11 protein-coding genes are annotated in these 15,266 nt (G+C 62.3%); 4 read left to right on the top strand and 7 right to left on the bottom strand.

Features of this window, described 5'->3' with window-relative positions; genetic code table 11:
- Positions 1 to 92 precede the first annotated feature (92 nt).
- Together M1D99_RS07770 and M1D99_RS07765 are read right to left on the bottom strand one after the other, a co-directional pair.
- On the bottom strand, positions 93 to 1,274 hold the full coding sequence (locus M1D99_RS07770; protein ID WP_458131600.1) for a CaiB/BaiF CoA transferase family protein: 1,182 nt from the start codon (positions 1,272 to 1,274) through the stop codon (positions 93 to 95).
- 305 nt (positions 1,275 to 1,579) lie between these two features.
- Positions 1,580 to 2,911: a dicarboxylate/amino acid:cation symporter gene (locus M1D99_RS07765; protein ID WP_186707035.1), complete on the bottom strand. Its 1,332-nt coding sequence runs from the start codon at positions 2,909 to 2,911 to the stop codon at positions 1,580 to 1,582.
- Positions 2,912 to 3,243: 332 nt separating this feature from the next.
- Here M1D99_RS07765 and M1D99_RS07760 point away from each other — a divergent pair, with 332 nt between their 5' ends.
- On the top strand, positions 3,244 to 4,242 hold the full coding sequence (locus tag M1D99_RS07760; protein WP_434574585.1) for an AraC family transcriptional regulator: 999 nt from the start codon (positions 3,244 to 3,246) through the stop codon (positions 4,240 to 4,242).
- A 162-nt stretch (positions 4,243 to 4,404) separates the two neighbouring features.
- Here M1D99_RS07760 and M1D99_RS07755 read toward each other — a convergent pair whose 3' ends face one another.
- The 3 genes from M1D99_RS07755 to M1D99_RS07745 form a co-directional block, all read right to left on the bottom strand.
- Positions 4,405 to 5,751 (bottom strand): ATP-binding protein, encoded by a 1,347-nt coding sequence (locus M1D99_RS07755; RefSeq protein ID WP_250964203.1) that lies wholly within the window; start codon positions 5,749 to 5,751, stop codon positions 4,405 to 4,407.
- Positions 5,748 to 6,425, bottom strand: coding sequence for a response regulator (locus tag M1D99_RS07750; protein WP_053124352.1), 678 nt, complete (start codon positions 6,423 to 6,425; stop codon positions 5,748 to 5,750). The genes M1D99_RS07755 and M1D99_RS07750 overlap by 4 nt, the downstream gene beginning before the upstream one ends.
- A 110-nt stretch (positions 6,426 to 6,535) precedes the next feature.
- Positions 6,536 to 7,135 (bottom strand): hypothetical protein, encoded by a 600-nt coding sequence (locus M1D99_RS07745; protein WP_186707038.1) that lies wholly within the window; start codon positions 7,133 to 7,135, stop codon positions 6,536 to 6,538.
- Between the two features lie 145 nt (positions 7,136 to 7,280).
- On the opposite strand from M1D99_RS07745, the gene M1D99_RS07740 reads away from it, so the two are divergent.
- Together M1D99_RS07740 and M1D99_RS07735 are read left to right on the top strand one after the other, a co-directional pair.
- The gene (locus M1D99_RS07740) at positions 7,281 to 8,072 is read left to right on the top strand and encodes a dienelactone hydrolase family protein (protein WP_458131599.1); all 792 of its coding nucleotides are present in this window, start codon (positions 7,281 to 7,283) and stop codon (positions 8,070 to 8,072) included.
- Between the two features lie 199 nt (positions 8,073 to 8,271).
- Positions 8,272 to 8,997: a 4'-phosphopantetheinyl transferase family protein gene (locus M1D99_RS07735; RefSeq protein WP_434574582.1), complete on the top strand. Its 726-nt coding sequence runs from the start codon at positions 8,272 to 8,274 to the stop codon at positions 8,995 to 8,997.
- Between the two features lie 116 nt (positions 8,998 to 9,113).
- On the opposite strand, the gene M1D99_RS07730 is transcribed toward M1D99_RS07735, so the two are convergent.
- A complete protein-coding gene (locus M1D99_RS07730; RefSeq protein ID WP_186707041.1) occupies positions 9,114 to 10,724 on the bottom strand; it encodes an ATP-binding protein in 1,611 nt (536 codons plus the stop codon).
- On the bottom strand, positions 10,721 to 11,443 hold the full coding sequence (locus M1D99_RS07725) for a response regulator (protein WP_458131598.1): 723 nt from the start codon (positions 11,441 to 11,443) through the stop codon (positions 10,721 to 10,723). Before M1D99_RS07725 ends, M1D99_RS07730 begins: the two co-directional genes overlap by 4 nt.
- Before the next feature lie 876 nt (positions 11,444 to 12,319).
- Here M1D99_RS07725 and M1D99_RS07720 point away from each other — a divergent pair.
- A complete protein-coding gene (locus tag M1D99_RS07720; RefSeq protein WP_053124363.1) occupies positions 12,320 to 15,211 on the top strand; it encodes a ribonucleoside-diphosphate reductase subunit alpha in 2,892 nt (963 codons plus the stop codon).
- Positions 15,212 to 15,266 lie beyond the last annotated feature (55 nt).

The raw sequence follows: 15,266 nt of genomic DNA, 5'->3' as shown, positions 1-15,266 counted from the left end.
CTTCGCGAGCAAGCCCGCTCCCACACTGGATCTGCAGCGTGCATGAGCCCCTTGTGGGAGCGGGCTTGCTCGCGAAGAGGTCCTAAAGGGCACTACAAAACCACCTTGGCACTGCGCAATTGAGCGATTCGCTCAACACTGAACCCCAACGCCCCCAACACCTGATCCGTATGCGCCCCCAGCCTCGCCCCTATGTGCCGAGGCTCGGGCAGCCCTTGGGAAAACTTCAATGGACAGGCCATCTGCGCCTGACTTGAATCCTCCCCACGTGGCACCTGTGTCACCAGTTCCCGAGCCTGTAGCTGCGGATGCCGCACGGCTTCTTCCAGGCTCAACACCGGCTCGACACAAGCATCAATCCCGGCAAACAAACTGCACAGATCGGCAAAATCCCGCTTTTCGAACTCAGCCTGCAGCGCCTGCTTGAGGGCGTGTTGCTGTTCAGGTGCCGTCGACAACCCCGTGGCCGCCAATTCCGGCCGCCCCAAAGCCTCGCACAACGCCAGCATAAAGGCCGGTTCCAGGCTGCCCACCGACATCCAGCGACCGTCACGGGTGCGGTAATAATCATAGAAGCTGCCGCCGTTGAGCATCTGGTTCTCCCAACCCGGTTCCACGCCACAGGCCAGGTAACCGGCGCCGGCCATGGCGTTGAGGCTGAACACGCAGTCGGTCATGCTCACGTCCAGGTGCTGTCCCTGCCCGGTCTGCTGACGGGCGATGACCGCCGCTAGCAGCCCGATCACGCTGTGCAATGAACCACCGGCGATGTCCGCCGCCTGGATCCCCAACGGCAGCGGCCCGCTGCCGGCACGGCCGGTGTGGCTGGCCAGCCCCGCCAGGGCCAGGTAGTTGATGTCGTGACCGGCACGGTCCTTATAGGGGCCGGTCTGGCCGTAGCCGGTGATCGACACGTAGATCAGCCGCGGATTGATGGCCTTCAAGGCCTCGTAGCCCAGGCCCAGCCGCTCCATCACGCCGGGGCGAAACTGTTCCAGCAGGATGTCGTAGTCCCCCAGCAACTGCGTGACCACCTCCAACGCTTCCGGCTGCTTGAGGTCCAGGGCCAGGCTGCGCTTGTTGCGGTTGAGGTAGGCATGGCTGGCCGATACGCCTTGGTCATGGGGCGGCAGCACCCGCAGCAGGTCTTGGCGGGTCGGCGACTCGACGCGCAACACCTCGGCCCCCATGTCCGCCAGCAACAGCGAGGCGAACGGGCCGGGCAACAGGGTCGAGAAGTCCAGAACCTTGAGCGATGCCAATGGACCTTGCATGGGCGATCTCCGAGAGGGTGATGATTGAAGACTAGGCAGGGATGGAGGGTGGGGCAATCACCGGGGGCATCGTTCGGGCTGACCAATCCGCTCAATCCAGAGGGCTGTCGTGGCGAGGGAGCTTGCTCCCGCTGGGTTGCGAAGCAATCCCAATATATCTGCCACCGCGTAGCTTCAGGTAATTCGCAAGGGGCCGCTGCGCAGCCCAGCGGGAGCAAGCTCCCTCGCCACAGAAGCGCGCCAGCTTCAAAATCGAGAACCCATAAAAAACCCGCCGAAGCGGGTTTTTCATTGCAGCCTGAAGATTACTTCGTTGGCACTGCGGTTTCAGCGGTTGCCACCACGTCGTCATCCTCACGGACATCGGAGATACCACGACCGCCGGAAGCCAGCTCGGTCTGCAATTGGTCTTCGTCCAGCTCCTTGACCCACTTGGCAACCACGATCGTGGCAACGGCGTTGCCCACCAGGTTGGTCAGGGCGCGGGCTTCGGACATGAAGCGGTCGATACCCAGGATCAGTGCCAGGCCAGCCACCGGCAAGGTGCCTACGGCCGACAGGGTCGCCGCCAGTACGATGAAGCCGCTACCGGTCACGCCAGCCGCACCTTTGGACGACAGCAACAGCACCAGCAGCAGGGTGATCTGGTGAGTCAGGTCCATCGGGGTATCGGTGGCCTGGGCGATGAACACCGCAGCCATGGTCAGGTAGATCGACGTACCGTCGAGGTTGAACGAGTAGCCCGTCGGGATGACCAGGCCTACGACCGACTTCTTGGCACCCAGGCGTTCCATCTTGATCAGCATGCGCGGCAGGGCCGATTCCGAGGAGGAAGTACCCAGCACGATCAGCAGTTCTTCACGGATGTAGCGGATCAGCTTGACGACGCTGAAGCCGTGGGCGCGGCAGATGGCGCCCAGTACTACCAGCACGAACACCACGCAGGTGATGTAGAAGCAGATCATCAGCTGGCCCAGTTGCACCAGCGAACCGACACCGTAGGCGCCGATGGTGAAGGCCATGGCACCGAACGCACCGATAGGCGCCAGCTTCATGATCATGTTGATGATGATGAACATGACGTGGGCGAAGCGATCGATGAAGTCCAGGACCGGCTTGCCGTAGGCACCCAGGCGATGCAGGGCAAAACCGAAGAGCACCGAGAACATCAGCACTTGCAGGATGTCACCGTTGGCGAACGCGCCCACGATGGTGTTCGGGATCACGTTGAGGATGAAGGCGATGATGCTCTGGTCTTTACTGGCATTGATGAAACCAGCGATCTTGCTGGTGTCCAGCGTCGACACGTCGATGTGCATGCCGGCGCCCGGTTGCACGACGTTGACCACGACCAGGCCGATCAGCAGGGCAATGGTGGAGACGATTTCAAAGTACAGCAGCGCGTAGCCGCCGGTCTTGCCCACCGATTTCATGTTCTGCATGCCGCCGATACCACTGACGACGGTACAGAAGATGATGGGAGCAATGACCATTTTGATCAGTTTGATGAACCCGTCGCCGAATGGCTTGAGGGCAACACCGGTCTGCGGGTAGAAGTGGCCGAGCAAAATGCCGATGGCAATGGCTACGATCACCTGGAAATACAGGGATTTGTACAGTGGCTGACGAGTCGTCATGGCAAACCTTCCTCAAGAGTCCCGCATGACGACTTCCACCTGTCGTCCACGGCACCTCAATTGCGAACCCTCCTGAACTGGAGGGATTTGTTTTGTTCGGCTGCACGCGGCAGACCTGCAGGCTCTATCGCAAAGCCCGTGCCATTTTTTGGAAAAGCCCTACAACCGTTATTACAGAAGGCGTTGTGGATTCCTCAGCGGTTAAACACGGCGGCAGAACATGGCGGATTTCCGCCAACAGGGTGTTTATCACTCCGGGATTTGGCGGATATCCGCCTTGTCCAACCTCGGCCCCCTGCTACCATCGCCCGCTTAACGGACGGATTTCTGCCATGCGCCAACGCACGATCGCCAGCCACTTCGCCCGCGCCGCCTTGGGCGGTGCGCGTCGGCAAGGCTTCGACTATTTGCCTTTGCTGCAACAGCTGGGCATCAGCCCCGAACTTTTGGATGAGCCGCGCGCGCGGATTGCGCCGGAGCAGTTCGCCCGCCTGTTGCAGGCCCTGTGGCTGGCAATGGAGGACGAATATTTGGGGTTCGGCCGGGCACCGAGTAAACCCGGGACGTTTGCGATGATGTGTCACGCGTTGATCCACTGTCGGACCCTGGGCAAGGCCCTGCAGCGCGGCTTGTTGTTCTATGGGTTATTCCCCGACGCCCCGCGCCTGACGCTGGAAACCGAAGGCGAACGCGTGCGGCTGGTACTGGACGATTCGACGCTGTGGGATCCGGATCACTTCCTGACCGAAAGCCTGCTGGTGGTCTGGCATCGCCTCGCCAGTTGGCTAATCGGCCAGCGGATCGGCCTGGAGCAGGTGACGTTCGGCTACACCAAGCCCGCCCACGCGGCTGAGTACGACTTGTTGTTCCCCTACCCGTTGGCATTCGACGCACCCGGCAGCAGCCTGTTGTTCCACAGCCGCTACCTGGACATGCCGCTGTTGCAGGACGAACGCACCCTCAAGCATTTCCTCGAACACTCCCCCGCCGACCTGCTGTCGCGCCCGGACGATGGCCACAGCCTCAGCAGCCAGCTGCGCCGCCTGCTCAGCCGCGACACGGCGCGCTGGCCCGACCTGGACACCGTCGCCGCCCATTTGCACATCAGCCCGCAGACCTTGCGCCGACATCTGCGGGAGGAAGGCACCAGCTTCCAGGAACTCAAGGATCAACTGCGGCGGGATATCGCCATCTACCATCTGGGGCGTGCCGAGCTGTCGTTGCAGCAGATTGCCGAGCAGTTGGGTTTCTCCGAACCTTCGGCGTTTCACCGGGCGTTCAAGAAGTGGACGGGTGTGACGCCGGGGGCTTATCGGGAGTTGGAGAACTGAGTGATCACATCCAACTTCTGTGGTGTATCCACCGTCTCCTGTGGCGAGGGAGCTTGCTCCCGCTCGAGTGCGCAGCGCTCGCAAGTTTTTGGGGCCGCTTCGCAGCCCAGCGGGAGCAATCTCTGGCCACAAAGGCCAGCACACACACCGAAAATACTCCAGTCAAACCACCGGAAAGTGAATCCGGAACGCCGCCCCGCCCAGCTCTGAATCCCCCAGGGTCAAGCGGGCGCCGTAGCTGTCGATGATGTCCTTGACCACCGCCAGGCCAATGCCCTGCCCCGGATGCTGGCGATCCAGCCGCTCGCCACGCTGGAGAATCCGCGCCCGTTGATCCGGCGGCACGCCCGGCCCGTCGTCCTCGACACTCAACTCGGTGCCGCCGAGGGTCTGGTGCATGCTCACGCGCACCTCGCCCAGGCACAGCCGATAGGCGTTCTCCAGCAGGTTACCGAGCATTTCCAGCAAGGCACCCTGTTCGATCGGCACCTGGCAGTGCTCCGGCAGGTCGAAACTGACGGTGACCCGCTTGTCGCGATAGACCTTGTCCAAGGTATCGCACAGGCTTTGCAGCACCGGGCGCAAGCGCACCTGATGGCGCACCAGCCCACTCTTGCGCAGGCTGGCGCGCTGCAATTGGTAGCCGATCTGCTGGCTCATGCGCTCGATCTGGGTTTGCAGCACCCAGGCCTGGCCACGGTCCTCGGGGCGCCGGGCCATGTCTTCGCTGACGCCCTGCAATACGGCCAGCGGGGTTTTCAGGCTGTGGGCCAAGTCATCGAGGGAGTCGCGATAACGGCTGCGCTGTTCCCGCTCGCTATAAAGCAAGCGGTTGAGGGAGCCGGTCAGGCGCAACAGTTCCCGGGGGTGTTCGGTGCTGAGGCTTTCCCGGGCCCCGCTTTCGATTTCGTCCAGCTCCTGGCTCAGGCGCCGCAACGCCCGCAGCCCCCAGGTCAGGCCGATCCACAACAGCGCCAGCAACACCGCCAGGGCCGCGCCAAAGCCGAGGTAGAGATTGTCCCGCAGGCCCTGCAAGGTCACCTCGTAGTCGCGCACCGGTTGCAGGGTAACGATGCTGAACGCCGCGCTCTGGCCGCCGAGCAGCTTGATCTCGACGTCGTAGACAAAAAACTCCTGGCCATTGCTCTCGCGAATGCGGGCGAACTGGTTGCCCTGGCCGTCATAACGCGGCGTGTAGTTGATGTTTTCTTCCTGGGTCGCCTTCGACCGCCAGACCAGCCGCCCCTCGCGATCATAGATATAGCCCAGCAGGCGGGCGTCGGCGAGGTTGAAGCGTTCATCGGGCAACTGCGCCGGCATCTTCAAGCGGTTGTTTTCTACCCGGGCGGCGGAAATCAGCGTGGTCACGTCCGAGGCCAGGCGTTGCTCGATGGATTCCTGCAAGGCCAGGCTGAACGCCCCTTGCATGGCCGGCAGCAAGGCCAGCATGAACAGCACCGCCAGGGTCATGGCGGCCAGCATCAGCCGCAGCCGAAGCGAACGAATCACTGGCAGCGCTCGTTGAACAGATAACCCAGGCCCCGCACGGTGTCGATTGGCTTGAAGCCGGCCGGGGCCTCCAGCTTACGGCGAAGGCGTCCTACCAGCACTTCGATGACATTGGGATCGCGCTCGCCGTCATCGGGGTAAAGCTGCTCCATCAAGCGATCCTTGGCCACCACCTGCTGGTGATGACGCATCAGGTACTCGAGGATGCGGTATTCGTAGGCGGTCAACGCCAGCGGCTCCTCGTCGAGGGACGCCTGCTTGCGGTTGAGGTCCAGCAGCAACGGCCCGGCGACGATGGTCGACTGGGTGAAGCCGCTGGAGCGGCGCAACAGGGCGTTCAACCGAGCCTCCAGCTCTTCGAACTGGAACGGCTTGACCACGTAGTCGTCGGCACCGGCGGCCAGGCCTTCGACCTTGTCCTGCCAGTTGCCGCGGGCGGTCAGGATCAGGATCGGAAACGTCTTGTCCTGGGCCCGCAGCCGGCGGATCAGCTCCAGCCCGCTGATGCCGGGCAGGCCCAGGTCGATCACCGCCAAGTCATGGTTGAACTCCCGGGCCTGGTACAAGGCCTCCTCGGCATTGGCCACGGCCTGCACCACATGGCCGCTGTCGGTGAGCCGGGTTTGCAGGTGATGACGCAACAGCGCTTCGTCTTCGACGACCAGTAATTTCATGGAGCCTCTCCCCAGGCAAATCAAACAATCCAGTGCGGCGCACCTCAACGAAAGGCGCCGGATCGTCTTCGACCGATCCGGCTGGATCTCCTCACCGTGCCCTCGCCTGCTTAGAACGTGTAGTTGGCGGACAGGTAGGTCTGGGCGCTGCTGGTCAGGTCCAGCGAGCCAACCTTGGCGCCACCGTGCGGGCTCATCTCGGTGCTGGCGTTGCTGCGCAGGTAACGGTAACCCAGTTCAATCGAGGTGTTTTGCGAAATTTGTTGCAGCACGCCGCCCTGCAAGCCCACCGCGTAGCCGATGTCGCTGTCGCGACTGAAGCCAGGCGAATCCTGGGTCAGCTTGGTCAGGCCCGCCGTGCCGCCACCGAACAGTTTGGTGCTGCCGGTGACCGGATAGAACACATCGTAGCTGCCCAACAGGTTTTCCTGGCGCAACTTGATGCCGTTGTGGGTGCCCGAGACGTTGTCGTAGGTGGCGTAGTAGCGGCCCTGGTCGTTCTGCTTGCCCAGTCGCAGGCCATAAGTGGTGTCCTTGCCGATGATGCCGTCGGCGTTCGGGTTGTTCAGGGCGCTGTTCAAGGCGTCGGACTTCTTCACCTTGTCGCTGGTCTGGCCCAGGGTCAGGCTGGCGAAATTGTCATCGGCGTGGGCCATGGCGCTGGCGCCCAGCACGGTGAAAGCCAGCAGCAGTTTTTTCATAGCAGTCATGATCAAGTTCCTTTGCAGCGTGGATGTGTTGTGAAGTCGCCGTCACCTTAACCAGCGGTCCCTGAACACCCGTTGAACGTTCTCTGAACCGGCGCTGAATGAATCGGCTAATCTGTGCGGACCACTTTTTATAAGGAGATCCGTCATGCGCAGGCTGCTAGCTGTTGTACTTCTGGCCATGAGCGGTGTGAGCCACGCCGCCATCCAGACCCAGGAGATCCCCTACACCAGTGCCGACGGCACCCAGCTGATCGGTTATTACGCTTATGACGACGCCGTCAAAGGCCCGCGCCCAGGCGTGGTGGTGGTGCATGAATGGTGGGGGCTGAACGATTACGCCAAGCGCCGTGCCCGTGATCTCGCGGGCCTGGGCTACAGCGCCCTGGCCATCGACATGTACGGCGGCGGCAAGAACACCGAGCACCCCAAGGACGCCATGGCCTTCATGCAGGCGGCGCTCAAGGACGGCAAGGCGGCCAGCGCCCGCTTCCAGGCCGGTCTCGACCTGCTGAAAAAACAGCCCCAGACCGATCCGGACAAACTCGCTGCCATTGGCTACTGCTTCGGCGGCAAAGTCGTGCTCGACGCGGCGCGCCAGGGTGTGCCACTGGCCGGCGTGGTGAGCTTCCACGGTGCGCTGGTGACCAATACCCCGGCCACGCCAGGCAGCGTCAAGGCCAAGGTGCTGGTGGAACATGGCGCCTTGGACAGCATGGTCACCCAGGACAACGTGACCGCGTTCAAAAGTGAGATGGACAAGGCCGGTGCCGACTATAAATTCGTCAACCTCGAAGGCGCCAAGCACGGTTTCAGCAACCCCGATGCCGACCGCTTGAGCCACGGCGAGCATGGCGGACCGGACATCGCCTACAACAAGGAAGCCGACGAGAAGTCGTGGGCGGATATGCAGAAGTTCTTCAAGAAAATCTTTGGCTGAGCACACTTCTTTCAGCTGAAAAAATGATGTTTTTGTGGCGAGGGAGCTTGCTCCCGCTTGAGTGCGTAGCGCTCACAGATCTTTTGGGGCCGCTTCGCAGCCCAGCGGGAGCAAGCTCCCTCGCCACAAAAGCCAGCCTCTGCCCCATACACACGCCCCCCACTACCCAGCCTCCCACCAACCCGGCAAAATGCCCGGCATGAAGACACTTCCCACCCTCCCCGCCTGTTGCTCGCCCCTGGATGAGCACTGGCTATTGCCCGACGCCCTGCCCGATACGGTGTTGCTGAGCACCCGCTTCGACCCGTTGTTGCTGGTGGGCGCCGACTTCACCAACAGCGTCATCGAGCCACCGGCGAGCATCCAGCGCTCGGTGGCCAAGCGTCAGGCAGAGTTCCTGGCCGGGCGGATCTGCGCTCGGGCGGCGTTGCAGCGACTCGACGGCCAGATTTGCGTACCGGCCATTGGCGAAGACCGCGCCCCGGTGTGGCCGGCGCATATCAGCGGCTCGATCACCCACAGCACGGGCCGGGCAGCGGCCATCGTCGCGAAAAAAGAACACTGGCAAGGCTTGGGCATGGACGTGGAGAACCTGCTCGACCCCGAACGCGCCGAACGCCTGGCCGGTGAAATCCTCACCTCGCCAGAGCTGCAACGCATGACCCGGCTCGCCCGCGATGACCGGGCCTTGCTGGTGACCCTGACCTTTTCAGTGAAGGAAAGTCTGTTCAAGGCGCTGTACCCCATTGTCAGGCAGCGTTTTTATTTCGAGCATGCCGAGGTGCTGGACTGGACACCCGATGGACAGGTGCGATTGCGTCTGCTGACGGACCTGTCGGCCGAGTGGCGCCATGGCAGTGAGCTGCAGGCGCAGTTTGGGGTGAAGGATGGGCAGTTGTTGAGCCTGGTGGGGATCAGGGCCTGAGACTTGTTGTGCCTGGAATGCCGCCTTCGCGAGCAAGCCCGCTCCCACAGATGGAATGCATTCCAAAATGTGGGAGCGGCTTGCTCGCGAAGGGGGACTATCGATCACTGCATCTCTCAAGACCTGTCCTGATGCCTCGGCCAACTCAAGCTGAAGCACGCCCCTCCCAAGCTTTTGCTCTTGCCGATCAATGCCCGGCCATCGTGCCAGTGGATGATCCGCCGCACGATCGACAACCCCAGTCCGTGGCCGCCCGAAGCCCGGGCGCGGCTGTCGTCCAGGCGCAGGAACGGCTTGAAAATCCGCTCCCATGCCGCTTCCGGCACGCCGGGCCCGTCGTCTTCCACATCCACCCGGCAGCGCAACTGGCCCACCTGATAACTGACCGTGACCTTGGAATGGGCGTGGCGCATGGCATTGCCCACCAGATTCTGCAAAGCGCGATGCAGGAAGCGTGGCTCGGCCTCGACCCAGGCGCCGTCGCAATCAGCGGCCGACAGGCAGAGGCCGCGCTCGACGATGACTCCGGCCCGCAACGGTCCCAGTTCATCGATCACCTGATTGACCAGCGCATCCAGATCCACCCGCTGGAAATTCAAGGCCGGTGAGCCTTGTTCCAACCGCGCGTAGGTGAGCATTTCGTCCACCAGCCGATCCAGGTCTTCGATGTCGTGGTCCATGCCCGCCAGGTATTTATCCCGGGCCTGAGGCGTGGTGGCGCTGCCGAGCATTTCCAGGCCGAAGCGCAGGCGCGCCACCGGGGTGCGCAATTCGTGGGACACCGCCCGCACCAGCTCGCGCTGGATCGCCAACAGTTGCTGCAGGTGTTCGGCCATGCCGTTGAACGCCGCAGCCAGTCGCCCGACCGAGTCGGCGCCTCGGGCGGGCACCCGGGTTTCCAGGCTGCCCTGGGCGATCTGGGTGGCGGCCGATTCCAGGCCACGCAACCGTCGCTCCAACTGACGCACCAACAGATAGACGATCAAGCCGATCAGACTCAAGCCCAGCGCCGCAATCAACACCAGCCATTGCGGTGGATAAGGGTTCATCTGGTACAGCGGGCCAATCTCCAGCACCCACGGCGTACCGACCATGCCAGCGAAGACCCGGATGGAGTCGCCGCCCTTGCCCAGGGCCATCACCGTATCGCCCTCGGACACGCGACGGCGCTGGTCTTCGTCCATGTCAGCCTGCTCGGCGGTCATGAGTCGCAGGTCGAAACCAAAGCCTTTTTCCTGCTCCAGTTGCGCCAACCGCTTGGGTTGCTCGGCCACCGGGTAACGCACCAGTTCGTCGGCCAACAGGTAAATGGTCGCGCGGGCCAGTTGCTCGCTGATCTGCTGGACTTCCCCCACCAACATCAATTGCTCGGCATCATTGACCAGCCGATAGACCTTTGCCGCGTGCGGCCCGGTCTGCTCGACCAGCGCCTGGCCGCGCAGTACGCGGGTGCGCTGGCCGAGGTCGAGGTCGGTCTGGGTGAAGGTCTGCAACGCCAGGGGAATGCCCAGCAGGCGCTCCCACACCGCCAGCGCCCGGCGGCGCTCGGTGTCGTTCATCGGCCGCAGGTTGTCGGCCATCAACGAAAACGTGCCGTGGGCCAGGCGCTCGCGGTATTGCTCGCCGCGGGTCTGGTTGAGCAGGTGCAGGGCCAGCACACCGAGGATCGCCACCAACACCAGCGCCGCGCACATGCCGCCGTAAATACGCAGGAAGATCGAATTCACGGCGCCAGGTCTACGCAAGCTTCAGGAACGAACAGGTAGCCTTTGCTGCGGATGGTCTTGATCAACCGTGGATGGTCCGGGTCGTCGCCGATCTTGGGGCGGATTCGCGAAATGCGCACGTCGATGGAGCGGTCCTGGCCGTCATAACCAATGCCGCGCAGGGCGGTGAAGATTTCTTCCCGGGACAGGATGCGCCCGGCATTGGACACCAGCAGCCACAGCAGGTCGAATTCGGCGCTGGTCAGCTCGATACCGTTGCCCTGCAACCAGGCTTCGCGCAGGGCATCGTCGACCACCAGCGGGCCGAATTGCAGGCGCCGCGGCTTCTGCACCGTACTCGGCTCCGGCTCGCTGCGCCGCAGCAGGGCCTGGATGCGCGCCAAGAGCAGACGCGGGCGAACCGGCTTGCAGACGTAGTCATCGGCACCCAGGTCCAGGCCCTGGATCTGATCGGTGTCGTCGGTGCGAGCGGTGAGCATCAGGATCGGCCCGTCATAGTGCTGGCGCACTTTACGGCAAATGCTCAGGCCGTCTTCACCGGGCAGCATCAGGTCGAGGACCACCAGGTCCGGCTGCTCGGCAATGATCCGCGCCGCCGCCACCGCACCGTCGCCTTCGATGGCGACACGCAACCCGTTGCTTTCGAGGTATTCCCGGGTCAGCTCGGCCAGACGCTGGTCATCCTCGACGATCAATACCTGCCAGGCTTCTTGTTCCACTGGGGCCTCGTCTTGCTGCGAATATAAAAGGAAGGATCAGCGCAAACCCCTGTGGCGAGGGAGCTTGCTCCCGCTGGGGCGGTCCGACGCTTCGGGCGAAGCAGCCCCAAAAACTTGCGAGCGCTGCGCACTCGAGCGGGAGCAAGCTCCCTCGCCACAAAGTGCCCGCTTCAACTATTCGGAAACACCTCCCCCCATCTTTTTGTCATGTTAAAGGAGGATAAACACACCCATGCATGGGCCGATTGTATAAACGTCGCCTGCGCAGAAAACAAGCAGACAAATGCGTTTCGATCGGGTGGGTTTTCTGTGGTAACGTCCGCGCCCGCAAAAACCTTCAAGCTGTTTTCGGATCGTCGAAACCAATGAAAAAAGGTCCACTCCAGCTAGGTCGCGGCCTACAGAGCTGTTCCACGTTTCGCACACAAATTACGCACAGGCTTATCCACAGGTAGTACGTTGCATACCCCCCAAAAACGCATTATCTTGTAGCCCGCCGCGTAAAAAACCCTACATGTAGGGTTTCAGGCCAAAAACCAAACACAAGTCGGGCAGAGAATTCAAGCGCTTTTCTTGCTTCTGTCCAACTGGAACATCGCATTTCCCCAAGCCCAGACCGCCCCTGCGGATGGCAACTGTTTCAAGGTCCGAAACGACCGAAACGGTACGGGTGTTGCAGTCAATTGCTGCCACCCCGGCAACCCGGTTTCGAGCCTCGCTCGCAACCTGAGAACTTCGGATGGAAGCGGCATTAAACGCCTGCTTCCTACTGTCCCGAAGTTGTTATGCCCGGCGCCAGTCGGTTGTAGTGCTTCAGGACGGAACGGTGGGCACCGTGATGGTGCCCAAACAAACATAGAGAACGTGGAGACACCCATGCACACCGACACAACTCGCGAGAACCCGCAGGGCACCGCGCCGCTGGCCGCCGATTCGAGCCCGGATCTGTCCGCCACCGCGCCGGGCCAACTGCGCGTGATCAAGCGTAACGGCACTGTCGTTCCTTACACCGATGACAAGATCACCGTCGCCATCACCAAAGCGTTCCTCGCAGTTGAGGGCGGCACCGCTGCCGCTTCGTCGCGAATCCACGACACCGTGGCCCGCCTGACCGAACAGGTCACCGCGACCTTCAAGCGTCGCATGCCGTCGGGCGGCACCATCCACATCGAAGAAATCCAGGACCAGGTCGAACTGGCCCTGATGCGTGCCGGCGAGCAGAAAGTGGCCCGCGACTACGTGATCTACCGTGACTCCCGCGCCAAGGAGCGTGCTACCCGCTCCCCTGCCGACGCCCCGGTCCAGGCCCACCCTTCGATCCGCATCGCACGCGCCGACGGCAGCCTGGCGCCGCTGGACATGGGCCGCCTGAACACCATCGTCACCGAGGCCTGCGAAGGCCTGGAAGAAGTCGATGGCGACCTGATCCAGCGCGAAACCCTGAAGAACCTCTATGACGGCGTCGCCCTCAAGGACGTCAACACCGCGTTGGTGATGACCGCGCGGACCCTGGTGGAACGCGAGCCGAACTACTCCTTCGTGACCGCCCGCCTGCTGATGGACACCCTGCGTGCCGAAGGCCTGAGCTTCCTGGAAGTTGCCGAGAGCGCGACCCACCACGAAATGGTCGACCTGTATGCCAAGGCCCTGCCAGCCTACGTCGCCAAGGGTATCGAATTCGAACTGCTGAACCCGGTCCTGGCCGAATTCGACCTGGAAAAACTCGGCAAGGCGATCAACCACGAGCGCGACCAGCAGTTCACCTACCTGGGCCTGCAAACCCTGTACGACCGTTACTTCATCCACAAGGATGGCGTGCGTTTCGAACTGCCACAGATCTTCTTCATGCGCGTGGCCATGGGCCTGGCCATCGAAGAGAAGCAGCGTGAAGACCGTGCGATCGAGTTCTACAACCTGTTGTCGTCCTTCGACTACATGGCCTCGACCCCAACCCTGTTCAACGCCGGCACCCTGCGTCCGCAGCTGTCGAGCTGCTACCTGACCACCGTTCCGGATGACCTGTCGGGCATCTACGGCGCGATCCACGACAACGCCATGCTGTCGAAATTCGCCGGTGGCCTGGGCAACGACTGGACTCCGGTTCGCGCATTGGGCTCGTACATCAAGGGCACCAACGGCAAATCCCAGGGCGTCGTGCCGTTCCTCAAAGTAGTCAACGACACCGCTGTCGCGGTCAACCAGGGCGGCAAGCGCAAGGGCGCGGTCTGTGCCTACCTGGAAACCTGGCACATGGACATCGAAGAGTTCATCGAGCTGCGCAAGAACACCGGTGATGACCGTCGTCGTACCCACGACATGAACACCGCCAACTGGATCCCCGACCTGTTCATGAAGCGCGTCTTCGATGACGGCAAGTGGACCCTGTTCTCGCCATCCGAAGTGCCGGACCTGCACGACCTGACCGGCAAGGCTTTCGAAGAGCGCTACGAGTACTACGAAGCCCTGACCGAGTACAACAAGATCAAGCTGTTCAAAGTCGTCCAGGCCAAAGACCTGTGGCGCAAGATGCTGTCGATGCTGTTCGAGACCGGCCACCCATGGCTGACCTTCAAGGACCCGTGCAACCTGCGCAGCCCGCAGCAGCACGTGGGCGTGGTCCACAGCTCGAACCTGTGCACCGAGATCACCCTGAACACCAACAAGGACGAGATCGCGGTCTGCAACCTGGGCTCGATCAACCTGCCGAACCACATCGTCGACGGCAAGCTGGACACCGCCAAGCTGCAACGCACCGTGAACACCGCCGTGCGCATGCTCGACAACGTGATCGACATCAACTACTACTCGGTGCCGCAAGCGAAGAACTCCAACTTCAAGCACCGTCCGGTGGGCCTGGGCATCATGGGCTTCCAGGACGCGCTGTACCTGCAGCACATCCCGTATGGTTCGGACGCTGCGGTCGAGTTCGCCGACAAGTCCATGGAAGCGGTCAGCTACTACGCGATCCAGGCTTCCTGCGACCTGGCCGACGAGCGTGGCGCCTACGAGACGTTCCAGGGTTCGCTGTGGTCCCAGGGCATCCTGCCGCTGGACTCGCAACAGATCCTGATCGCCCAGCGCGGCCAGAAGTACATCGACGTTGACCTGAACGAATCCCTGGACTGGGCACCGGTTCGTGCCCGCGTGCAGAAAGGCATCCGTAACTCCAACATCATGGCCATCGCACCGACCGCCACCATCGCCAACATCACCGGCGTGTCGCAGTCGATCGAACCGACCTACCAGAACCTGTATGTGAAATCGAACCTGTCGGGCGAATTCACCGTGATCAACCCGTACCTGGTTCGCGACCTCAAGGCTCGCGGCCTGTGGGACTCGGTCATGATCAACGACCTGAAGTACTACGATGGTTCGGTGCAGCAGATCGAGCGCATCCCGCAAGAGCTCAAGGCGCTCTACGCGACCGCGTTCGAAGTGGACACCAAGTGGATCGTCGACGCCGCCAGCCGTCGCCAGAAGTGGATCGACCAGGCTCAGTCGCTGAACCTGTACATCGCCGGCGCTTCGGGCAAGAAGCTGGACGTGACCTACCGCATGGCCTGGTACCGTGGCCTGAAAACCACCTACTACCTCCGTGCCCTGGCCGCCACCAGCACCGAGAAGTCGACCATCAACACCGGTAAGCTGAACGCGGTTTCCAGCGGCGGCAACCACGGTGACGATTCGGTCCTGGCTGCTCCAGCCGGACCTGCGCCAGTGCCGAAGGCCTGCGCGATCGACGAGCCGGATTGCGAAGCTTGCCAATAAGCTGAGCGGGTGGGCGTGTAAAAGCGCCCGCTGAAGAAGCCCCCGATAGACCGCT

The organism is Pseudomonas sp. R3-41, assembly GCF_054161485.1.
This window is presented reverse-complemented; position numbering and strand designations above follow the sequence as displayed.